The following is a 21,807-nucleotide window of genomic DNA, read 5'->3' as shown; positions in this document are numbered from 1 at the left end:
GGTGATCGACGGGTACGGGCTGGCGCGGTCGGCGCTGTTCCGGATCGGCGGCGGGGACGCCGAGGCCGCCCACGAGTGGACGCTGCGTCGGCTCGCCGCCGTCTCCCGGAACCGGGTGGCGCTGGCCGCGCTGCGGGCCCGCTACGGCGTGACGGCGCCCCGCCGGGTGTTCGGGGTGGAGTTCCCGAACCCGGTGGGGCTCGCCGCCGGCATGGACAAGAACGGCGTCGCGCTGCCGGCCTGGCCGGCGCTCGGCTTCGGCTTCGTCGAGGTCGGCACGGTCACCGCGCACGCACAGCCCGGCAACCCGCGGCCCCGGCTGTTCCGGCTCCGGGACAGCGAGGCAGTGATCAACCGGATGGGCTTCAACAACGCCGGCGCGGCGGCGCTGGCCGCCCGGCTGGCGGCGCTCGGGCCGCTCGCCAGCGGGCGGACCCCGGTGCCGCTCGGCATCTCGCTCGGCAAGTCGAAGATCACGCCGCTGGACGAGGCGGTCGACGACTACCTGGCCTCGTACAAGGCGCTCAGCGGGCACGGCGACTACTTCGCGGTCAACGTCTCCTCGCCGAACACGCCGGGGCTGCGCTCGCTGCAGGACCGCGATCAGCTCGACGCGATCCTGTCGGCGCTGGTGGGGGAGAAGCCGATCCTGGTGAAGATCGCGCCGGACCTGACCGAGCCGGCGATCGCCGAGGTGCTGGAGGTCTGCCTGGCCCGCGGCGCCGCCGGGGTGATCGCCACCAACACCACGCTCGGCCGCGACGGGCTGGCCGCCGCGGACGCGCCGCGCGCCGCCGAGGCCGGAGGCCTCTCCGGCCGCCCGCTGACCGAGCGCGCCCGGTCGGTCGTCTCCTTCGTGCACCGCCAGACCGGCGGGGCGCTGCCGGTGATCGGCGTCGGCGGCCTCCTCGACCCGGACGACGCGGCGCGGATGTTCGACGCCGGTGCGGCCCTGGTCCAGCTCTACACGGGTTTCATCTACCGCGGGCCGGCGCTGGTGCGCGCCATCGCCCGGCAGTGCCGGGCCGCCCCCTCTCGTTGATCATGAGATGTACCGCGCGATTCGCCGTGCCGTGCGCGGCAAACCTCATGATCAACGCAGGGCGGCGGGGCGCTGGGCCGCGCAGAGAGGGGAGCAGCGCGTGAGGGCGGAGGAGATCGCCGGGTACGACCGGGCGCACGTCTGGCACCCGTACGCCCCGATGCCGGCCGGCGTGCCGCCGTACGTCGTGGAGAGCGCGACCGGCGTGCGGCTGCGGCTGGCCGACGGCCGGGAGCTGGTCGACGGCATGTCGTCGTGGTGGTCGGCGATCCACGGCTACCGGCACCCGGTGCTGGACGCGGCCGTCACCGACCAGCTCGGCCGGATGAGCCACGTGATGTTCGGCGGACTCACCCACGAGCCCGCGGTCACGCTGGCACGTACCCTCGTCGCACTCACCCCGCCCGGCCTGGAGCACGTCTTCCTCTGCGACTCCGGCTCGGTCAGCGTCGAGGTCGCGATCAAGATGGCCCTGCAGTACCAGCGCGGCCGCGGACGGCCGGACAAGCGCCGACTGGCCACCTGGCGCGGCGGCTACCACGGCGACACCTTCCACCCGATGAGCGTCTGCGATCCCGAGGGCGGGATGCACCATCTCTGGACCGGCGTGCTGCCCCGGCAGATCTTCGCGCCGGCGCCGCCGGACGGGTTCGACGCCCCGCTCGACGACGCGTACGTCGCGACGCTCACCGACGCGGTCGCGCGGCACGCCGACGAGCTGGCCGCCGTGATCGTGGAGCCGGTCGTGCAGGGCGCCGGCGGGATGCGGTTCCACAACCCCGGCTACCTGCGCGTGCTGCGCGAGGTGACCGCGGCGCACGACGTGCTGCTGATCTTCGACGAGATCGCGACCGGCTTCGGGCGTACCGGCGCGCTCTTCGCCGCCGACCACGCCGGGGTCACGCCCGACGTGATGTGTCTGGGCAAGGCCCTGACCGGCGGGTACCTGACGCTGGCCGCGGCGCTGTGCACGCCCGAGGTGGCGCGGGGGATCTCCGCGCAGGGCGTGCTCGCGCACGGCCCCACCTTCATGGGCAACCCGCTGGCGTGCGCCGTCGCCAACGCCTCCATCGGGCTGCTCGGCGCGGCGACGACGCCGGCGGCCGCGTCGGGGCCCGGTGCGGACCGCGACGCCGCAGCGGGCGGCTGGGCGGCCGCGGTGGACCGCATCGAGGCGGGGCTGCGCGCCGGGCTGGCGCCGTTGGCGGGGGCGCCCGGGGTGGTCGACGTCCGGGTGCTCGGCGCGATCGGGGTCGTGCAGCTCGACCGCGAGGTCGACATGGCGGCCGCGACCGCCGCCGCGGTGGCCGAGGGCGTGTGGCTGCGCCCGTTCCGGGATCTGATCTACACGATGCCGCCGTACGTGGCGGCCGACGAGGACGTCGCGCGGATCACCCGCGCGATCGGCGCGGCCGCCCTGGCGGCCTGACACGACAGGGGTACCCAGATGGAGACCTTCGGCGTACGGCTGCACCGGGCGACGGCGGAGCGGGGGCCGCTCTGTGTCGGCATCGACCCGCACCCGTCGCTGCTGGCGCGGTGGGGGCTCTCGGACGACCTCGCGGGCCTGACCCGCTTCTCCGAGACGGTCGTCGCGGCGCTCGCCGACCGGGTCGCCGTGGTGAAGCCGCAGTCGGCCTTCTTCGAGCGTTTCGGCTCCCGAGGAGTGGCCGTGCTTGAGTCAACTATCCGACAGTTGCGCGAGGCCGGCGCGCTCGTGCTGCTCGACGTGAAGCGCGGCGACATCGGCTCGACGGTCGCCGCGTACGCCGCCGCCTACCTCGATCCGTCGAGCCCGCTGGCCGCCGACGCGATCACCGCCAGCCCCTATCTGGGTGTCGGCGCGCTCGCCCCGATGTTCGACGCGGCGGCGGCCCACGGCGGCGGCGTCTTCGTGCTGGCGCTGACCTCGAATCCGGAGGGGCCGGCGGTGCAGCACGCGCGCGGCGCCGACGGCCGGACCGTCGCCCAGACGGTCATCGATGAGATTTCCCAGCTCAACGCGGGTGCGCAGCCACTGGGCAGCATCGGGCTCGTGGTCGGCGCGACCATCGGTGACACAGGTCACGATCTGTCCACCGTGAACGGTCCGCTGCTCGCGCCGGGCCTCGGCGCGCAGGGCGGGACCGCCGCTGACCTGCGAACGGTCTTCGGTTCCGCGATCCGTTCCGTGCTGCCGTCGTACTCCCGGGAGGTTCTCGGCGCGGGGCCGGAGATCGCCGATCTGCGCGCCGCGACCGCCCGCGTGCTGGTCGAATGCCGGTCCGCGCTCGACGTCGCGGCTCTGTGACGGGGCTGTGCCGTTTTAGTGATCATGGCGTGCCCACGTTGCCGAAAACGTCGCTGGCGGCTAGTTTTCCCCGCGCTGGGAACCACATGCCCCTTTGGTTCACGGCCACACCACGTTTCACAGATGCGGCGGTGCGTCCCGCCCGTCGCAATAGGGACCTGAGGAGAACTGGTGCCGCTCCCGTCACTGACCCCCGAACAGCGCGCAGCAGCGCTGGAGAAGGCCGCGGAGATCCGCAAGGCCCGTGCTGAGCTGAAGGATCAGCTCAAGCAGGGCAAGACCACGCTCGCCGACGTGCTCGACCGGGCGGAGGCGGACGACGTCGTCGGCAAGCTCAAGGTCTCGGCCGTCCTGCAGGCGATGCCGGGCATCGGCAAGATCCGGGCGACGCAGATCATGGAAAAGCTCAAGATTGCCGACAGCCGCCGCCTCCGCGGCCTCGGCGAGCAGCAGCGCAAGGCACTGCTTGGGGAGTTCTCCGCGAACTGATTCGCGGGCTCGTGTAGAAACAAGCAGTGAGCATGGATGACGACGCGCGCCCGGCAGCTCGGCTCACGGTGCTTTCCGGCCCCTCGGGGGTCGGCAAGGACAGCGTGATCGAGTTGATCCGGGCGCGCTCGCCGTGGGTCTGGCTGTCGGTGTCAGTCACCACGCGAAAGATGCGCGACTACGAGGTCGACGGGGTGCACTACTACTTCGTCGACCGACCCGAGTTCGAGCGGATGATCGCCGATGGCGACCTGCTCGAGTGGGCCGAGTTCGCCGGCAACCTCTACGGCACGCCCCGCAAGGCGGTCGAGGCGAGGCTGCACAACGGCGAGCCGGTCCTGTTGAAGATCGACCTCCAGGGCGCCCGGCAGGTCCGGGCGGCGATGCCGGAGGCGCAGCTGGTGTTCCTGGCGCCGCCCAGCGTCGAGGAGCTCAAGCGGCGGCTGATCGGGCGCGGCACGGACGACGAGGAGACGATCCGTCGTCGCCTGGTCCACGCCGACGAGGAGCTCGCCGCCGAGAACGAGTTCGACGTGACGGTCGTCAACGACCAGGTCGAGCGGGCCGCCGAAGAGCTGGTAGGATTGCTCGGTTCATCATTTCTGACTCCGGCCCAACCGCAGAGCTCCGCCTGACGACTCGGGAGCTCACGCAGACACAGAGGTTGCACACTCGTGGGATCCATCGCGAATCCGGAAGGCATCACCAACCCGCCGATCGACGAGTTGCTCGAGAAGACGACGTCGAAGTACGCGCTGGTGATCTTCGCCGCCAAGCGCGCGCGGCAGGTCAACGCCTACTACAGCCAACTCGGCGAGGGCCTGCTCGAGTACGTCGGCCCGCTGGTGGAGACCACGCCGCAGGAGAAGCCGCTCTCCATCGCCATGCGCGAGATCAACGCCGGTCTGCTCACCGCTGAGCCGATTGAGCAGTCCTGATCACACCGTCGCCGACGCCTCGGGTCCACGCGTAGTTCTCGGCGTCGGCGGCGGCATCGCCGCGTACAAGGCGTGCGAGCTGCTGCGGCTCTTCACCGAGAGCGGCCACCGCGTCCGCGTGGTCCCGACCGCGGCGGCGCTGCGCTTCGTCGGGGCGCCGACCTGGGCGGCGCTCTCCGGCCATCCCGTCGCCGACGACGTCTGGTCCGACGTGCACGAGGTTCCGCACGTCCGGCTCGGTCAGCAGGCCGATCTCGTGGTCGTCGCCCCCGCCACCGCCGACCTGCTCGGCAAGGCCGCGCACGGGCTCGCCGACGACCTGCTCACCAACACGCTGCTGACGGCCCGGTGTCCGGTCGTGCTGGCGCCCGCCATGCACACCGAGATGTGGGAGCACCCCGCCACCGTCGACAACGTCGCGACCCTGCGCCGCCGCGGCGTGCTCGTCATCGAGCCCGCCGTCGGCCGGCTCACCGGGGTCGACACCGGCAAGGGGCGGCTGCCCGACCCCGCCGAGATCTTCGCGATCGCCCGCCGGGTGCTGGCCCGCGGGGCGACCGCGCCGCGGGACCTGACCGGCCGGCACGTGGTCGTCACCGCCGGCGGCACCCGCGAGCCGCTCGACCCGGTCCGCTTCCTGGGCAACCGGTCGTCGGGCAAGCAGGGGTACGCGTTCGCCCGCGCCGCCGCCGCGCGCGGCGCCCGTGTGACGCTCGTCTCGGCGAACGTGTCCCTGCCCGACCCGGCCGGGGTGGAGCTGGTGTCCGTCGGCACCACCGAACAGCTGCGCGCGGCGACCCTGGCGGCCGCGGAGACGGCCGACGTGGTGGTGATGGCCGCGGCGCCCGCCGACTTCCGGCCCGCCCACTACGCCGAGTCCAAAATCAAGAAGTCGGACGACGGCGTCGCGCCCGTGATCGAGCTGGTCACCAACCCCGACATCGCCGCTGAGCTGGGGATGCGCAAGCGTCCCGGCCAGGTGCTCGTGGCGTTCGCCGCCGAGACCGGCGACGCGCTGGCCAACGCCCGGGCGAAGCTCGCGCGCAAGCGGGCCGACCTGATCGTCGTCAACGAGGTCGGTGTCGACAAGGTCTTCGGCGCCGAGACCAACGCGGCCACCGTGCTCGGCGCGGACGGCTCGACCGAGGTGCTCCCGGAGCGGCCGAAGGAGGACCTGGCCGACGCCGTCTGGGACCTGGTGGTCGCTCGTCTCGCCGCGTCGTCCTGATTTGTACGCAAGCCCTCGGCTTCACCTTCGCCGTCCGTGCGACCGTGACTAGACTGCCGCGGGAACTACTCGTTGAGATTGAGGAGCACCGTGGCACGCCGCCTATTCACCTCCGAGTCGGTCACGGAAGGCCACCCCGACAAGATCGCCGACCAGATCAGCGACGGCGTCCTCGATGCGCTGCTCGCCCAGGACCCGCGCAGCCGGGTCGCCGTCGAGACGCTGATCACGACCGGTCAGGTGCACGTCGCCGGTGAGGTGACCACGCAGGCGTACGCCGACATTCCGACCATCGTCCGGGAGACGATTCTCGGTATCGGCTACGACTCGTCGAAGAAGGGCTTCGACGGCGCCTCCTGTGGGGTGAGCGTGTCGATCGGGTCCCAGTCGCCCGACATCGCGCAGGGCGTCGACAGCGCGTTCGAGCTGCGCGCCGGCGAGAGCGGCGACGCGCTCGACGCCCAGGGCGCCGGCGACCAGGGCATGATGTTCGGTTTCGCCTGCTCCGAGACGCCCGAGCTGATGCCGTTGCCGATCGCGCTGGCGCACCGGCTGGCCCGCCGGCTCTCCGCGGCGCGCAAGGACGGCACGATCCCGTACCTGCGGCCGGACGGCAAGACGCAGGTGACGATCGAGTACGACGGGCTGCGTCCGGTGCGGCTGGACACCGTCGTGGTGTCGAGCCAGCACGCGGCCGACATCTCGCTGGAGTCGCTGCTGACCCCCGACGTGCGCGAGCACGTCATCGCCCCCGAGCTGGAGGGGCTGGGGCTGGACACCGAGGGCTACCGGCTGCTGGTGAACCCGACCGGCCGCTTCGAGATCGGCGGGCCGATGGGTGACGCCGGCCTGACCGGCCGGAAGATCATCGTCGATACGTACGGCGGCTATGCGCGGCACGGTGGCGGCGCGTTCTCCGGCAAGGACCCGTCGAAGGTCGACCGCTCGGCGGCGTACGCGATGCGCTGGGTGGCCAAGAACGTGGTCGCCGCCGGGCTCGCGGAGCGCTGTGAGGTCCAGGTGGCGTACGCGATCGGTAAGGCGCACCCGGTGAGCCTGTTCGTCGAGACGTTCGGCACCGAGAACGTGCCGGTGGAGCGGATCGAGAGGGCGATCGGCGACGTTTTCGACCTGCGGCCGGCCGCGATCATCCGCGACCTCGACCTGCTGCGCCCGATCTACCAGCAGACCGCGTCCTACGGTCACTTCGGCCGTGAGCTGCCGGACCTGACCTGGGAGAACACCGACCGGGCCGCAGATCTGAAGTCGGCCGCCGGAGCCTGACGGGCCGCCGCCGGCTCCCCGCCGGCGGCGTTCCCGCACCGCTCGCGTGCGACAGCCACGCGGCGCGGCCCGCGGCCTCGCGCGAGAAGGCGGACTCCGCCGGTCCCGGCTCGAACATGTGACACGCCTACCGCGCGGACCCGGCGGAACGACAGGTCGTCGCCGGGGCAGGGCAAGATGGCGCGGTGACGACGACGCGCAAGCGCAGCGACCGGCAGCCGGCGCAACGGCTGCCGGTCGCGCGCGTCTGCGTCGACGTGCCGCTGGCCCACCTGGACCGGCCGTTCGACTACCTCGTGCCGGCCGAGCTCGCCGACGACGCCCAGCCCGGCACGCGGGTACGGGTCCGCTTCGCCGGGCAACTCGTCGACGGCTGGCTTCTGGACCGGGTCGAGTCGTCGGAGCACGGCGGGCGGCTGGCGTACCTGGAACGGCTGGTCTCGCCCGAGCCGGTGCTGAGCCCCGAGATCGCCCGACTCGCCCGCGCGGTGGCCGACCGGTACGGGGGCAACCTCGCCGACGTGCTGCGGCTCGCCGTGCCGCCCCGGCACGCCCGCGCCGAACAGGCGGCCACCACGCCCGCCGCCCCCGATCCCGCCGCCCCGGATCTCGCGGCCTCCGATCCCGGCATCCCCGATCCCGCCGCCGTTGATCCCGACGTCGCGGCGGGCGGGCCCGGGGGCGACACCGAGAAGCTGCTGGCGGAGCTGGACCAGGGGTGGCGCGACTATCCGACCGGGGCGGGCTTCCTGCGCGCGCTGGCGCACGGACGGGCCCCGCGGGCGGTCTGGTCCGCGCTGCCTGGCGAGGACTGGCCGGCCCGACTGGCCGAGGCCGCGGCCGCGACCGTCGCCGGCGGCCGGGGCGCGGTGATCGTGGTCGCCGACGCGCGCGACCTGGAGCGGCTCGACGCCGCGCTGACCGCGGTGCTCGGGCCCGACCGGCACGTGGCGCTCTCCGCCGCGCTCGGCCCGGCCAAGCGCTACCGCGCCTTCCTGACCGCGAGCCGCGGCGCCGTGCCGGTGGTCGCCGGCACCCGGGCCGCGATGTTCGCGCCGGTCGGGCGGCTGGGGCTGGTGGCGATCTGGGACGACGGCGACGACCTGCACGCCGAACCGCGCGCGCCGTACCCGCACGCCCGCGACGTCCTGCTGACCCGGGCGCAGCTCGCCGACGCGGCCACCCTGGTCGCCGGGCACACCCGCTCCGGCGAGGCGCAGTTGCTGATCGAGACGGGCTGGGCGCGCGAGATCGTCGCGGACCGCGAGACGCTGCGGCGGCGTACCCCGCGCATCGCCCCGACCGGCGACGACCCGCAACTGGCGCGCGATCCCGCGGCGGCGACGGCCCGGCTGCCGAGCCTGGCGTGGGAGGCGGCGCGCACGGCGCTCAAGGCGGACACCCCGGTGCTGGTACAGGTGCCGCGCCGCGGTTACCTGCCGGCGGTGTCGTGTGTGGACTGTCGTACCCCGGCCCGCTGCCCGCACTGCGCCGGCCCGCTCGCGCTGCGCTCGGCGTCCTCGCCGCCGGCCTGCCAGTGGTGCGGCCGGATCGCCGCCGCGTACGCCTGCCCGCACTGCGGCGGACGTCGGCTCCGCGCCGCGGTGGTGGGCGCGCGTCGCACCGCCGAGGAATTGGGGCGGGCGTTTCCGGGCGTGCCGGTGCGCACCTCCGGCCGCGACGAGGTGCTCACCGCGGTGCCCGGCGGGGCCGCCGTGGTCGTCGCCACGCCCGGCGCGGAGCCGGTCGCCGACGGCGGGTACGGCGCGGTGCTGCTGCTGGACACCTGGGCGCTGCTGACCCGCGCCGACCTGCGCGCCGGCGAGGAGGCGCTGCGGCGCTGGCTGAGCGCCGCGGCGCTGGCCCGGCCGGGCGCGGCCGGCGGCCGGGTCGTCGTCGTCGCCGACGGCGGGCTGGCCCCGGTGCAGGCGCTGCTGCGCTGGGATCCGGGCTGGTTCGCCACGCGGGAGCTGGCCGAGCGGCGGGAGCTGGGCTTTCCGCCGGCGGCCCGAATGGCCAGCCTCACCGGAACGCCCGAGGCCGTGGCCGACCTGCTGGCCGCGGCGCGGCTGCCCGACGGGGCGGAGCTGCTCGGTCCGGTGCCGGCCGCCGACGACCAGGAGCGGATGCTCGTCCGGGTGGCCCGGTCCCGCGCCGCGGCGCTGGCCCGCGCGCTGCACGAGGCCGCCGCGGTACGGACCGCGCGCAAGGCGGCCCAACCGGTCCGGATCCAGATCGACCCGCTCGACCTGTTCTGATCCGCGTGCCCCGGCCACCGCGCCGCCGCCTGCCGGCCCGCATCCGGTCAAGCGCGGATCCGGCCACACCCTAGACTGATACGGCACGAAATCCGCCATTCACGAAGGAGCCACCACGCGTGACCGTCCAGCCCATCCGTCTGTTCGGGGATCCGGTGCTGCGCACGCCGGCCGAGCCGGTGGTCGACTTCGACGCCGAGCTGCGCAAACTGATCGCCGACCTCACCGACACGATGCGGGAGCAGGGCGGGGCGGGACTCGCCGCGCCGCAGCTCGGTGTGGGGCTGCGGGTCTTCACGTTCGACGTCGATGACGTCGTCGGGCACCTGGTCAACCCGGTGCTGGAGTTCCCCGACTCCGAGGAGCAGGACGGCCCGGAGGGCTGCCTCTCCATCCCCGGGCTCTACTTCGACACCAAGCGGCGGCTCAACGTGGTGGCGAAGGGTTTCAACGAGTACGGCGACCCGATGCAGATCGTCGGGACCGGCCTGATGGCGCGCTGCGTGCAGCACGAGACCGACCACCTCGACGGTGTGCTCTTCCTCGACCGCCTCGACCCGAAGGGGCGCAAGGAGGCGATGAAGGCGATCCGGCAGGCCGAGTGGTACGACCCGGGCGCCCCGCCGGTGGTCAAGGTCAGCCCGCACGCCGCCGCCAGCCCGTTCGGCCTGGGTGGGTGAGCGGATGCGTCTGATCTTCGCCGGCACCCCCGCCGTCGCCCTGCCGTCCCTGGACGCCATCGCCGCCTCCGGACACGAGTTGGTCGCCGTGGTGACCCGCCCCGACGCCCCCGCCGGCCGCGGCCGGCGGCTGGTTCGCTCGCCCGCCGCGGCCTGGGCCGACGAGCGCGGCATCGAGGTGCTCACCCCGCAGCGTCCCCGCGAGCCCGAGTTCCAGGAGCGGCTGCGCGCGCTCGCCCCGGACTGCGTGCCCGTGGTCGCCTACGGCGCCCTGGTCCCGCCGTCGGCGCTGGAGATCCCCACCCACGGCTGGGTCAACCTGCACTTCTCGCTGCTGCCCGCATGGCGCGGCGCCGCCCCCGTGCAGCACGCGGTGCTGCACGGCGACGCGGTGACCGGGGCGAGCGTCTTCCAGCTGGAGGCCGGCCTGGACACCGGTCCGGTCTTCGGCACCCTGACCGACGAGATCCGCCCCACCGACACCTCCGGCGACCTGCTGGAGCGGCTCGCGATCTCCGGGTCGCAGCTGCTGGTGGCGGTCCTCGACGCGATCGACGCCGGCACCGCGCGCGCCGAGCCGCAGCCGGCCGACGGCATCTCGCTGGCCCCGAAGCTGACCGTGGAGGACGCCCAGGTGCGCTGGTCGGAGCCGGCGTTCGCGGTCGACCGGCGGATCCGGGCCTGCACCCCGGCGCCGGGCGCCTGGACGTCGTTCCGGGACGAGCGGGTCAAGCTGGGGCCGGTGCGGCCGGCCGGGGACGCCCCGGAGCTCAAGCCGGGCGACGTGCTCGTGGAGCGCAACCGGGTGCTGGTCGGCACGGCCACCGCGCCGGTGGTGCTCGGCGAGGTCCGAGCGGCCGGCAAGAAGGCGATGCCGGCGGCCGACTGGGCCCGCGGCGCGCGGGTGCAGACCGGGGAGCGGTTCGCGTGACGGACCATGCGCGGCGGCCGGGCCGGCCCGGCGAGGAGCGGGGCGACCGGGGACGCGACCGCGGCGGTCGGCCCGCGCGCCCGAACCGGGCCGCCGACGTCCCGCGGCAGGCCGCGTACGAGGCGATCGCGGCGGTGCACCGCGACGACGCGTACGCGAACCTGGTGCTGCCGGCGATCCTGACCGACCTGCGGCTGTACGGCCGCGACGCGGCCTTCGCCACGGAGCTGACCTACGGCTCGCTGCGCGCCACCGGCACCCTCGACGCGATCATCGAGGCCGCCGCCAACCGGGCCGTCGACCGGATCGACCCGCCGGCCCGCGACGCGCTGCGGCTCGGCGTCTACCAGCTGCTACACACCCGGGTGCCCGCGCACGCGGCGGTCTCGGCCACCGTCGACCTGGTACGCGGGGTCGCGCCCGGCGCGGCGGGCTTCGCCAACGCGGTACTCCGCGAGGTCGCCACCCGCGACCTGGACGCCTGGGTGGAGCGCGTGGCCCCGAGCTACGACGAGGACCCGATCGGGCACCTGGCGCTGGCGTACCAGCACCCCCAGTGGATCGTCCGGTCGTTCGCCGAGGCGCTCGGCGGCGATCTCGGCGAGACCACCCGGCTGCTGATCGAGGACAACGAGCGCCCCTCGGTGCACCTGTGCGCGCGGCCGGGCCGGGCGGACGCGGCGGAACTCGCCGACGAGGTCGGCGGGGCGCCGGGCGCGTTCTCGCCGTACGCGGTGTATCTGCCGGGTGGGGCGCCGGGGGAGCTGGCGGCGCTGCGCGACGGCCGGGCGCACGTCCAGGACGAGGGCTCGCAGCTGGTGGCCGCGGCGCTGGTCGGGGCGGAGCTGGAGGGCGCCGACGAGCGCTGGCTGGACCTGTGCGCCGGACCGGGTGGCAAGGCCGGGCTGCTCGGCGCGCTGGCGGCGCCGCGGGGCGCGACCGTCACCGCGGTCGAGATCGCCGAGCACCGGGCGCGGCTGGTGTCGCAGGCGACCCGGGGGCTGCCGGTGACGGTGCTGAACACCGACGGGCGCACGGTGGGCTCCGACCGAGACCTGCCGGCCGGGGGCTTCGACCGGGTGCTGGTGGACGCGCCGTGCACCGGGCTCGGCGCGTTGCGCCGGCGGCCCGAGTCGCGCTGGCGTCGGCAGCCGTCGGATCTGCCGCCGCTGACGCGGCTGCAGCGCGAACTGCTCGGCGCGGCGCTGCGGGCGGTGCGCCCCGGCGGGGTGGTCGCGTACGTGACCTGCTCCCCGCACACGGTGGAGACGCACGTGACGGTCACGGAGGCGGCGCGCCGGTCCGGGGCGGGCGTGGACTTCGTGGACGCCCGGCCGCTGCTGCCGGCGGGGATGCCCGGCCTGGGGGAGGGCCCGACGGTGCAGTTGTGGCCGCACCGGCACGGCACCGACGCGATGTTCCTGGCGGTGCTGCGCCGCGCGCAGTGACGGTGCGTCGCCCGCCGCGCCGTACCGGCGGCGGGCGCACTACCGGACCGGCAGCCCCTTGTCGCCCACGCCCTTGATCGACCGGGTCAGCGTGCGGTCGCTCAGGTACGCGAAGCAGTGGACGCCCCGGTCCCCGTCGGCCCACGCCTCCCTCGACGGGACGTAGAAGAAGGTGCCGGCGCGGAAGCGGATCCGCTCGTCGTTGGGGACCTTCGCGTACGCGGCGAGCACGTCGCGGCAGCCCTCGTGCGTCCGCTCCCGATTGCTGTTGAAGCTGTCGTACGTGGTGTCCGGGGCCGTGTGGACGCCGACGTACTCGCTGCGGTGCGGTGTGCGGCAGCCGACCGGCTCCATCCCCTCGACTTTCTTCTTGACGATCCTCGGGTTGAAGCAGCCGAAACGTAGCGGGGAGGTGGCGGTCAGCGCGGCGGCGAGACTCGCCGTCCGCGTCGTTTCGTGCCAGCTGTCGAGGGCGACCATTTCGGTCACGTCGCAGCGGAACCACCGGCCGCCGGCCGCCCAGGCACGGCCGGGGGCGTACCGGATCGCGAGCCCCAGCCGGCCGTCGCGCCATTCCCCGCCCACGTACTCCGTGGTCTTCCTGTCGCACTCGGCGAACGCGGCGCGGGCGGCGGGGGAGCCGGCCGGTGGCGGCGTGAGCCGCTGGGCGTGCTCGCCGGTGAACACGCCCACGTGCACCGTCTCGAACAGGTGCGGTCGGGCGCAGTCCACGGGGTTGTAGACGCTGACCAGGGCGGTTTGCTCGTCGGCCGGGTGGCACACCCCGGCCGCCGGCACGAACACCTTCGGCTCGCTGATCGCCGGCCAGTCGTCGGTGAGGTTCCCGTCGACCCCGGCGGGCGCGCCGCAGCCGGTCAGCGCCAGCGCCGCGGCGCCACCGATCGCCACCGCGGTCAACCACCGTCGCATCGCAGGCCCTCCCCAGCCGGATCCGATCATTCCGGCCGACGCCGGGACGAGTGACCATCGGCGCAGGAGCATATGCGACGCGGCCCGCGTGCGGGTGCCGGTACCGGCGGCGCGACCGGTCGAGCAATTCGGCGGGGATCGCCGCGGGGGCGGTGGGGCGTGTCACGCGTCGGCGGTGATTCGTACACTGGCGCGGTGACCGCACCATCGCCGATCGTCGCGCCCAGCATCCTCGCCGCCGATTTTGCCCGCCTGGCGGAGGAGGCGCGCGCGGTGGAGGGGGCCGCGGACTGGTTGCACGTCGACGTGATGGACAACCACTTCGTGCCGAACCTGACCATCGGCCTGCCCGTGGTGCAGAGCCTGTTGGCCGCGACGAGCCTGCCGTTCGACGTGCACCTCATGATCGAGGACCCGCGGCGGTGGGCGCCGGCCTACGCCGACGCCGGGGCGTACAACGTCACGTTCCACGCGGAGGCCTGCGACGATCCGGTCGCGCTGGCGAAGGAGCTGCGGTCGGCGGGAGCCAGGGCCGGGCTGGCGATCGACCGGGACACGCCGATCGAGCCGTACCTGGAGCTGCTGCCCAGCTTCGACACGCTGCTGATCATGACCATCAAGGCCGGGTTCGGTGGCCAGCGCTTCATTCCGGAGCTGCTCGACAAGGTCCGCGCGGCCCGGCGGCACGTCGCGGGCGGCCATCTGGAGCTGCGGATCGAGGTCGACGGCGGGATCGCGGCCGACACGATCGAGCAGGCCGCCGCGGCCGGCGCGGACGCCTTCGTCGCCGGCACCGCGGTCTACGGGGCCGCCGACCCGGCCGAGGCCGTCCGGCGGCTGAAGCGCCTCGCCGAGCAGACGCAACGACCGTGATGACCGTCGACCCCGCCGAGGAGCGGCCGGACCTGATCCTCGTCGTCGACGACGATCCGGACATCGCGCGCTTCGTCGAGGTCAACCTCCGGCTGCACGGCTTCGACGTGGTACGGGCCAAGGACGGCCAGGAGGCGCTGGAGTTGATCGAGCGTCAGCGCCCCGACCTGGCGGTGGTCGACCTGATGATGCCGCGCGTCGACGGCCTGGAGCTCACCCGCCGGCTGCGCGCCGACCCGATGACCGCGGTGCTGCCGATCATCATGCTCACCGCGAAGGGGATGACCGTCGACAAGGTGGTCGGGTTGACGGCGGGGGCCGACGACTACCTGGTGAAGCCCTTCGACACCGCCGAGCTGGTCGCCCGGGTCGCCACCACGCTGCGCCGCACCCGCGAGTTCCGCGAGGTCTCCCCGCTGACCGGGCTGCCGGGCAACGCCCGGGTCGGCCGGGAGATCACCGATCGGGTGCGCAGCGGCGCCGACTACGCGATCGCGTACATCGACATCGACCGGTTCAAGAGCGTCAACGACGTCTACGGCTTCGTCCGCGGTGACGAGTTCATCAGCGCGCTGGCGCGGAGCCTGCACCGCGCGGTCGTCTCGGTCGGCCTGCCGCCGGCCTTCCTCGGGCACATCGGCGGCGACGACTTCGTGGTGGTGTGCGCGCCCGAGCAGATGCGCCCGCTGATGGAGCGGGCGATCCCCGATTTCGAGCGGTCCGCCGACGACCTCTACGACCCCTCGGACGCCGAGCGGGGCTACGTTGAGGTGAAGGACCGGCGGGGCAACGTCCAGAAGGCGGCGCTGGTGACGCTCTCGGTCGGGGTCGCCTTCTCTACCGGCGAGCGGCGCTTCAGCGATCCGCGGGAGATCATCGCGGTGGCGAACGAGATGAAGTCCGTCGCCAAGGCGCAATGGGGATCGTTCATCGCGACCGATCGACGCCTGTCGGGCGGTTGACCGCTGTGAGGTAGGTCGCCTCCGCCTCGGCACACGCCGGTCGGTGTGTAAGACTCATGGGGTACCCACCACGCGCTGGCGGGACTCGGTGTAATTCCGAACCGGCGGTGATCCGCGGCGGCAGCCGCGGTAAGCCCGCGACCCGGTCGTCACCAACGGCCGGTGGACCTGGTGTGAATCCGGGGCCGACGGTTGGGGGCAGGGCTGGCCTGACGGCCGGCTGGGCGCCCAGACAGTCCGGATGGGAGACAGCGCGCGGGACGGACGGGCCGATCGGTCGCCGGTGCCTCAACGGGCGCCGTCACCGCCGGCCCACCGGGGTCGGCCGTGCCGTCCCCCGCTCCGCCGCCGCTACCGTCGGCCCGGCTTCCACCGCCGCCGATGGTTCCCCCCGCCCGCGCGCCCGAACGGCACGCGAGGAGAAGAGGGGCCATGGCGAGCGTCTCCATCGACGAGGCGATGCGCCGCGCCATCGAGCTGGCCGGGCGCGGTCTCGGCTCGACCAGCCCCAACCCGGTCGTCGGCTGCGTGCTGCTCGACGCGGCGGGCGACGTCGTCGGCGAGGGCTTCCACGCCTACGCCGGTGGTCCGCACGCCGAGATCGTCGCGCTGGCCCAGGCGGGTGAACGCGCCCGCGGCGGAACCGCGGTGGTCACCCTCGAGCCCTGCAACCACACCGGCCGCACCGGCCCCTGCGCCCAGGCGCTCGTGCAGGCCGGCGTCGCCCGGGTCGTGATCGCGGTGAGCGACCCGAACCCGGTCGCCGCCGGCGGCATGGAGACGTTGCGCGCCGCCGGGGTCGAGGTGCGGACCGGGGTGCGCGAGGCCGAGGCGGCCACCGGCAACATCGCGTGGCTGACCGCGGTGCGCCGCGACCGGCCGTACGTGATCTGGAAGTACGCCGCCACCCTCGACGGGCGCTCCGCCGCCGCCGACGGCACCAGCATGTGGATCACCTCGGAGGCCGCCCGCATCGACGTGCACGCGCTGCGCGGCACGGTCGACGCGATCATGGTCGGGGTCGGCACCGTGCTCGCCGACGACCCGCGGCTGACCGCCCGCAACCTGCGCGACGGCAGCCTCGCCATCCGGCAGCCGCTGCGCGTCGTGGTCGACAGCGCCGGCCGAACCCCGGCGGACGCGCGGGTCCGCGACGGCGCCGCGCGCACCTGGATCGCGACCGGCGCGGAGGTCGGGACGGGGCCGGACGGCCGCGTGGACCTGACGCGGCTGCTCGCGCTGCTGTACCAGCGTGGCGTGCGTTCGGTGCTGCTGGAGGGGGGCCCGGCGCTCGCCGGGGCGTTCCTCGCCGCCGGCCTGGTCGACAAGGTCGTCGGGTACGTCGCCCCCAAGCTGCTCGGCGCCGGGGCGCCGGCCCTGGCCGATGCCGGCGTGCGCACGATCACCGAGATCATCGATCTGACGTTCACGGAGCTCACGCAGGTCGGCCCCGACCTGCGCTTCACCGCGGTGCCGCGGCAGAGAGAAGGCTGAGCAGATGTTCACCGGGATCATCGAGGAACTGGGTGAGGCGGTCCGGCTGGACTGGCACGGCGAGGCCGCCGTGCTCGCCATCCGGGGTCCGCTGGTCGCCGCTGACGCCCGACACGGCGACTCGATCGCCGTCAACGGCGTCTGTCTCACGGTTGTGTCGGTCGACGGCGACACCTTCACCGTCGACGTGATGAAGGAGACGTTCGACCGCAGCGCGCTCGGCGGGCTGGCGCCGGGCGACCGGGTCAATCTCGAACGGGCGGCGACGCTCGCCACGCGGCTCGGCGGCCACCTCGTGCAGGGGCACGTCGACGGGGTCGGGGTGATCCTGCGGCGCACCCCGGGCGAGCGCTGGGAAGAGGTCGAGATCGAGCTGCCGCCGCCACTGAGCCGGTACGTGGTGGAGAAGGGGTCGATCACGGTCGACGGGGTGTCGTTGACGGTCGCGGCGGTGACCGACGCGCCGCAGCACCGGTTCACGGTCAGCCTGATCCCCACCACGCTCGAACTGACCACGCTCGGCCACAAGGGCGTCGGCACGGTGGTCAACCTGGAAGTCGACGTGATCGCGAAGTACGTGGAGAAGATGGTGACGGGGGTGCGGTCATGACTCAGATCGTCGAGCAGGGCGCGACGGCCGCGGACGGGCCGACCGGCTTCGGCAGCATCGAGCAGGCGCTCGCCGACATCGCCGCGGGGCGGCCCGTGGTGGTGGTCGACGACGCCGACCGGGAGAACGAGGGCGACCTGATCTTCGCCGCCGAGCTGGCGACGCCGGAGCTGCTCGCGTTCACGGTCCGCTACACGTCGGGCTACATCTGCGCGCCGATCACGGAGGCCGACGCCGACCGGCTCGAGCTGCCGCCGATGTACCACACGAACCAGGACCCGCGGGGCACCGCGTACACGGTCACGGTGGACGCCCGCGAGGGGGTCAGCACCGGGATCTCGGCCGCCGACCGCGCCCACACGATCCGGTTGCTGGCCGACCCGGCTACCCGCCCGGTCGACCTGGCCCGTCCCGGGCACGTGGTGCCGCTGCGCGCCAAGCCCGGCGGGGTGCTGCGCCGACCGGGTCACACGGAGGCCGCGATCGACCTGGCCGTGCTGGCCGGGCTGCGCCCGGCCGGCGTGCTCTGCGAGCTGGTCAACGACGACGGCACCATGATGCGCCTGCCGGACCTGGAGAAGTTCTCCGCCGAGCACGGCCTGACGTTGATCAGCATCGCGGACCTGATCGCCCACCGGCGGCGCACGGAGGCGCTGGTGGACCGGGTCGTCGAGACCCGGATTCCGACCGAGCACGGCGTGTTCCGGGCGATCGGCTACCGGGCCGAGCACGACGCCGCCGAGCACGTGGCGATGGTCTACGGCGAGGTCGGCGACGGGCAGGACGTGCTGGTGCGGGTGCACTCCGAGTGCCTGACCGGCGACGTGTTCGGGTCGCTGCGCTGCGACTGCGGGCCGCAGCTCAACGCCGCGCTGGCCCGGATCGCCGAGGAGGGGCGCGGCGTGGTGCTCTACATGCGCGGGCACGAGGGCCGGGGCATCGGCCTGCTGCACAAGCTGCAGGCGTACCAGCTGCAGGACCTCGGGCGCGACACCGTCGACGCCAACCTGGAGCTGGGGTTGCCGGCCGACGCCCGCGATTACGGCACGGGCGCGCAGATCCTCTACGACCTGGGGGTGCGGTCGATGCGGCTGCTCACCAACAACCCGGCCAAGCGCGCCGGGCTGGAGGGGTACGGCCTGACGATCGTCGGCCGGGAGGGGATGCCGGTGCGGCCGCACCCGGAGAACGTCCGCTACCTGCGGACGAAGCGGGACCGGATGGGGCACCTGCTGGAGCTGGACGACATCGCGGAAGGGCTTGCGTAGTGGCTGGTTTCGGGGAGCCGGCGCTGGAGGCCGTGGACGCCCACGGCCTGACCGTCGGGGTGGTCGCCACGCGGTGGCACGCCGAGCTGGTCGACACCATGCTCGACCGGGCGGTGGCGGCGGCGAAGGCGTGCGGCGTGGCCGACGTGGTGGTGGCGCGGGTCGCCGGCTCGGTGGAGCTGCCGGTGGTGGCGCAGGCGCTGGCGCGGCGTTGCGACGCGGTGGTGGCGCTCGGCGTGGTGGTGCGGGGACAGACGCCGCACTTCGAGTACGTCTGCCAGTCGGTGACCGACGGGCTGACCCGGATCGCGCTCGACGAGTCGACGCCGGTCGGCAACGGGGTGCTCACGGTCAACACGATCGAGCAGGCCCGCGACCGCGCCGGCCTGCCGGGCTCCGCCGAGGACAAGGGCTGGGCGGCGACGGTCGCCGCCCTCGACGCCGTCCTCGCCATCCGCACCCTCCACACCGCCTGACCCCCGCTTCCTGCGGTTGATCAAGGGATCCGCAGCGGTCCGGCCGGCCCGTGCCGCCGCGGATCCCTTGATCACGCGGGGGGTCAGAGCCGGCCGGCCTCGATGATGCGGTGGAGGAACTGTCTCGTGCGGGGGTGGGTGGGGGTGGCGAAGACCTGCTCGGGCGGGCCCTGTTCGATGACCTTCCCGCCGTCGAGGAAGCAGACCCGGTCCGCGACCTGACGTGCGAAGCCCATCTCGTGCGTGGCCAGCACCATTGTCATGCCCTGCGCCTTGAGGTCCCGGATCATCGTCAGCACCTCGCCGACCAGCTCCGGGTCCAGCGCCGAGGTGACCTCGTCGAGCAGCATCAGCCGCGGCGAGTTCACCAGCGCGCGCACGATCGCGACCCGCTGCTGCTGCCCGCCGGAGAGCCGGTCCGGGTACGCCCCGGCCTTCTCCGCCAGCCCGACCCGCGCGAGCAGCTCGCGCGCCTGCGCCTCGGCCGCGGCCCGCTCCCGCCGGTGCACCCGGCGCGGCGCGAGCGTGACGTTGTCCAGCACGGTCATGTGCGGGAACAGGTTGTAGGACTGGAACACGATCCCGATGCGCTGCCGTACCCGGTCCGGGTTCACCCGCGGGTCGGTGATGTGCTCGCCGTCGAGGTGGATCGTGCCGTCGTCGATCTCCTCGAGCAGGTTCACGCAGCGCAGCAGCGTCGACTTGCCGGAACCGGAGGCGCCGATCAGCGCGACCACCTCGTGTTCGGCGACGTCCAGGTCGAGGCCGTCGAGCACCACGTGGCCGGAGAACTCCTTGCGCAGCCCCCGGCAGGAGAGCACCGACATCTATCCTCCCGCCTGCCGGCGCGCCGCCCGCAGCGTCACCCAGTCGGTCACCGCGATCAGCGGGATCGCGAGCAGCACGAAGAGCACCCCGGCCACGATGTACGGCGTGTAGTTGAACGTGTCCGCGGTGGCGATCTGCGCGGCCCGGACCGCGTCGATCGGCCCGGCCAGCGAGACCAGCCCGACGTCCTTCTGCAGCGCGACCGTGTCGTTGAGCAGCGGCGGCGCCACCCGGCGGACGGCCTGGGGGAGCACCACGTGCCGCATCGTCTGCCGGTACGTCAGCCCCAGCGACCGGGCGGCGGCCCACTGGCTCGGGTGCACCGACTCGATGCCGGCGCGGAACACCTCGGCCAGGTAGCCGCTGTAGGTGATCACCAGCGCGATCCCGCCCAGCACCAGCACGGACGGCATGCCCTGCAACCGCAGGCCGGGCACGCCGAGGGTCAGCACGTACAGCACGATGATCAGCGGCAGACCGCGGAACGTGTACGTGTAGCCGGTGGCCAGGGCCCGGACCGGGAAGAACACGGGTCCGCGCAGGGTGCGCAGCAGCGCCACGACCAGCCCCAGGGCCAGCGCGCCGAACGCGCAGAAGAACAGCAGCCGCACGTTCAGCCAGAGCCCGGCGAGGATCTCGGGCAGCGCCGCGCGGGCGATGCCCGGGTCGAAGAAGGACGCCCTCACCCGATCCCAGCCGGGCGCGCCGGTGACGGCGACGACGAGCAGCGTGCCGAGCACGCCGGTGGACCCGGCGGCGATCAGCACCGAGCGGACCGTCTGCCGTCGCCGGTGGACGGTCCGCTCGCGGGCTGCCTCGGAGCGGGGTTGCTGCGCGGTCCTCACGTGAGCTCGGGCGCGCCCGCCGTCTGGGCGAGCCACTGCTTCTCCAGCTCGGTGAGCTTGCCGTCGTTGCGCAGCGCGTCCACGGCCTGGGTCACGCACCCGGTCAGCGGCGAGTCCTTGTCCAGCACCAGGCCGAACTGCTCGGGCACGCCGACCTGCGGCAGCTGCCCGACGATCGTCGCGTCGGTGATCTCGGCGCCGGTGATGTAGAACGCGGTCGGCAGGTCGACGACGAGCCCGTCGATCTGCCCGTTCTGCAGCGCCTTCTTGGCGTCGTCGTTGGAGTTGTAGACCTGCGGCTTGCCGCTGGGCTTGATCACGTCGGTGATTGCCTGGTAGCTGGTCGTGCCGACCTGCGCGCCGAGCGTGGCGCCCTTGAGGTCGGCCAGCGACTTCGCGCCGGCGATCTTCGAGCCCTTCAGCGCGATGACGGTCTGCCGCACGAGGTAGTACGGCGACGAGAAGTCGACCGCCTTCCTGCGCTCCTCCGTCACGGAGAACTGGTTGATGTCGAAGTCGAACGGCTTCGGGCCCGGGGCGATCGCGTTGTTGAACGTGACCCGCGTCCAGACCACGTCCGCCCGGGCGTAACCGAGCTTCTCCGCCACCGCGTACGCGACCGCGGACTCGAAGCCCTTGCCGTTCTCCGGCTTGTTCTCGGTGAACCACGGCTCGTACGCCGGGTCGTCCGTGCCGATCGTCAGCTTGCCGCCGGTCCGGGTCTTCAGCGCGTCCTTGCCGCACGCGAGCCCGCTGGCGCTGGGGGTGGACGGGGTCGACTCCTGCGGGGCGCAGCCGGCGACGGCGGCGAGGAGCACGCTCGCGCCCGCGAGCGCGACGGGGATGGATCGGCTAGGCATGGCCGACAGCATAGGGGTGTACGGCGCGCCGGCCGATCCGCGTCCCAGCAGGGAAAACGTCAGGTTGGCCACA

At 73.8% G+C, this 21,807-nt stretch carries 22 protein-coding genes; 18 read left to right on the top strand and 4 right to left on the bottom strand.

What is annotated here, in order from left to right:
- Positions 1-4 precede the first annotated feature (4 nt).
- The 12 genes from BLW47_RS20555 to BLW47_RS20500 all read left to right on the top strand — a co-directional run bounded on the left by BLW47_RS20555 (position 5) and on the right by BLW47_RS20500 (position 12,588).
- Positions 5-1,042 carry a quinone-dependent dihydroorotate dehydrogenase gene (locus tag BLW47_RS20555; protein ID WP_091560914.1) on the top strand — a complete coding sequence of 346 codons (1,038 nt, stop codon included), beginning with the start codon at positions 5-7 and terminating at the stop codon, positions 1,040-1,042.
- Positions 1,043-1,142: 100 nt separating this feature from the next.
- Complete coding sequence (locus BLW47_RS20550; protein ID WP_175543734.1) at positions 1,143-2,471, top strand: adenosylmethionine--8-amino-7-oxononanoate transaminase; 1,329 nt, start codon at positions 1,143-1,145, stop codon at positions 2,469-2,471.
- 18 nt (positions 2,472-2,489) lie between these two features.
- Positions 2,490-3,332: an orotidine-5'-phosphate decarboxylase gene (gene pyrF, locus BLW47_RS20545; RefSeq protein ID WP_091560584.1), complete on the top strand. Its 843-nt coding sequence runs from the start codon at positions 2,490-2,492 to the stop codon at positions 3,330-3,332.
- Between the two features lie 171 nt (positions 3,333-3,503).
- On the top strand, positions 3,504-3,821 hold the full coding sequence (gene mihF, locus BLW47_RS20540; RefSeq protein WP_091560581.1) for an integration host factor, actinobacterial type: 318 nt from the start codon (positions 3,504-3,506) through the stop codon (positions 3,819-3,821).
- A gap of 26 nt (positions 3,822-3,847) precedes the next feature.
- Positions 3,848-4,456 (top strand): guanylate kinase, encoded by a 609-nt coding sequence (gmk, locus tag BLW47_RS20535; RefSeq protein WP_425435423.1) that lies wholly within the window; start codon positions 3,848-3,850, stop codon positions 4,454-4,456.
- Between the two features lie 39 nt (positions 4,457-4,495).
- Positions 4,496-4,759, top strand: coding sequence for a DNA-directed RNA polymerase subunit omega (gene rpoZ, locus BLW47_RS20530; RefSeq protein ID WP_091560573.1), 264 nt, complete (start codon positions 4,496-4,498; stop codon positions 4,757-4,759).
- On the top strand, positions 4,746-5,987 hold the full coding sequence (gene coaBC / locus BLW47_RS20525) for a bifunctional phosphopantothenoylcysteine decarboxylase/phosphopantothenate--cysteine ligase CoaBC (RefSeq protein WP_091560570.1): 1,242 nt from the start codon (positions 4,746-4,748) through the stop codon (positions 5,985-5,987). The genes rpoZ and coaBC overlap by 14 nt, the downstream gene beginning before the upstream one ends.
- A gap of 90 nt (positions 5,988-6,077) precedes the next feature.
- Complete coding sequence (metK, locus tag BLW47_RS20520; RefSeq protein ID WP_091560567.1) at positions 6,078-7,271, top strand: methionine adenosyltransferase; 1,194 nt, start codon at positions 6,078-6,080, stop codon at positions 7,269-7,271.
- A gap of 230 nt (positions 7,272-7,501) precedes the next feature.
- Positions 7,502-9,529, top strand: a complete 2,028-nt coding sequence (locus BLW47_RS20515) for a primosomal protein N' (RefSeq protein WP_245736863.1) — start codon at positions 7,502-7,504, stop codon at positions 9,527-9,529.
- 119 nt (positions 9,530-9,648) lie between these two features.
- Complete coding sequence (gene def / locus BLW47_RS20510) at positions 9,649-10,209, top strand: peptide deformylase (RefSeq protein WP_091560559.1); 561 nt, start codon at positions 9,649-9,651, stop codon at positions 10,207-10,209.
- Between the two features lie 4 nt (positions 10,210-10,213).
- Positions 10,214-11,140, top strand: coding sequence for a methionyl-tRNA formyltransferase (gene fmt, locus BLW47_RS20505; RefSeq protein WP_091560908.1), 927 nt, complete (start codon positions 10,214-10,216; stop codon positions 11,138-11,140).
- A complete protein-coding gene (locus BLW47_RS20500) occupies positions 11,095-12,588 on the top strand; it encodes an RsmB/NOP family class I SAM-dependent RNA methyltransferase (RefSeq protein ID WP_091560910.1) in 1,494 nt (497 codons plus the stop codon). Before fmt ends, BLW47_RS20500 begins: the two co-directional genes overlap by 46 nt.
- Before the next feature lie 39 nt (positions 12,589-12,627).
- On the opposite strand, the gene BLW47_RS20495 is transcribed toward BLW47_RS20500, so the two are convergent.
- Positions 12,628-13,518: a septum formation family protein gene (locus BLW47_RS20495; RefSeq protein ID WP_091560556.1), complete on the bottom strand. Its 891-nt coding sequence runs from the start codon at positions 13,516-13,518 to the stop codon at positions 12,628-12,630.
- Positions 13,519-13,713: 195 nt separating this feature from the next.
- Here BLW47_RS20495 and rpe point away from each other — a divergent pair, with 195 nt between their 5' ends.
- From rpe to ribH, 6 genes are all read left to right on the top strand, one after another.
- Positions 13,714-14,391, top strand: a complete 678-nt coding sequence (gene rpe / locus BLW47_RS20490; RefSeq protein ID WP_091560551.1) for a ribulose-phosphate 3-epimerase — start codon at positions 13,714-13,716, stop codon at positions 14,389-14,391.
- Positions 14,391-15,353 carry a GGDEF domain-containing response regulator gene (locus BLW47_RS20485; protein WP_091560547.1) on the top strand — a complete coding sequence of 321 codons (963 nt, stop codon included), beginning with the start codon at positions 14,391-14,393 and terminating at the stop codon, positions 15,351-15,353. The genes rpe and BLW47_RS20485 overlap by 1 nt, the downstream gene beginning before the upstream one ends.
- A 432-nt stretch (positions 15,354-15,785) precedes the next feature.
- Positions 15,786-16,847 carry a bifunctional diaminohydroxyphosphoribosylaminopyrimidine deaminase/5-amino-6-(5-phosphoribosylamino)uracil reductase RibD gene (gene ribD / locus BLW47_RS20480; RefSeq protein ID WP_091560543.1) on the top strand — a complete coding sequence of 354 codons (1,062 nt, stop codon included), beginning with the start codon at positions 15,786-15,788 and terminating at the stop codon, positions 16,845-16,847.
- 4 nt (positions 16,848-16,851) lie between these two features.
- Positions 16,852-17,457, top strand: coding sequence for a riboflavin synthase (locus BLW47_RS20475; RefSeq protein ID WP_091560540.1), 606 nt, complete (start codon positions 16,852-16,854; stop codon positions 17,455-17,457).
- Positions 17,454-18,725, top strand: a complete 1,272-nt coding sequence (locus BLW47_RS20470; protein WP_091560536.1) for a bifunctional 3,4-dihydroxy-2-butanone-4-phosphate synthase/GTP cyclohydrolase II — start codon at positions 17,454-17,456, stop codon at positions 18,723-18,725. Before BLW47_RS20475 ends, BLW47_RS20470 begins: the two co-directional genes overlap by 4 nt.
- Positions 18,725-19,201 (top strand): 6,7-dimethyl-8-ribityllumazine synthase, encoded by a 477-nt coding sequence (gene ribH / locus BLW47_RS20465; RefSeq protein ID WP_091560533.1) that lies wholly within the window; start codon positions 18,725-18,727, stop codon positions 19,199-19,201. Before BLW47_RS20470 ends, ribH begins: the two co-directional genes overlap by 1 nt.
- A gap of 83 nt (positions 19,202-19,284) precedes the next feature.
- Here the strand turns inward: ribH and BLW47_RS20460 are convergent, their stop codons facing one another.
- The 3 genes from BLW47_RS20460 to BLW47_RS20450 are packed head-to-tail and all read right to left on the bottom strand — an operon-like array spanning position 19,285 to position 21,734.
- Positions 19,285-20,028: an amino acid ABC transporter ATP-binding protein gene (locus BLW47_RS20460; RefSeq protein WP_091560529.1), complete on the bottom strand. Its 744-nt coding sequence runs from the start codon at positions 20,026-20,028 to the stop codon at positions 19,285-19,287.
- On the bottom strand, positions 20,029-20,874 hold the full coding sequence (locus tag BLW47_RS20455) for an amino acid ABC transporter permease (protein ID WP_245736818.1): 846 nt from the start codon (positions 20,872-20,874) through the stop codon (positions 20,029-20,031).
- Complete coding sequence (locus BLW47_RS20450; protein WP_091560905.1) at positions 20,871-21,734, bottom strand: ABC transporter substrate-binding protein; 864 nt, start codon at positions 21,732-21,734, stop codon at positions 20,871-20,873. The genes BLW47_RS20455 and BLW47_RS20450 overlap by 4 nt, the downstream gene beginning before the upstream one ends.
- Between the last annotated feature and the right edge of the window lie 73 nt (positions 21,735-21,807).

The organism is Micromonospora pattaloongensis (genome assembly GCF_900107255.1).
GTDB lineage: Bacteria > Actinomycetota > Actinomycetes > Mycobacteriales > Micromonosporaceae > Micromonospora_I > Micromonospora_I pattaloongensis.
The sequence above is the reverse complement of the archived record's forward strand: the minus strand, read 5'-3'. Positions and strand labels throughout refer to the sequence as shown.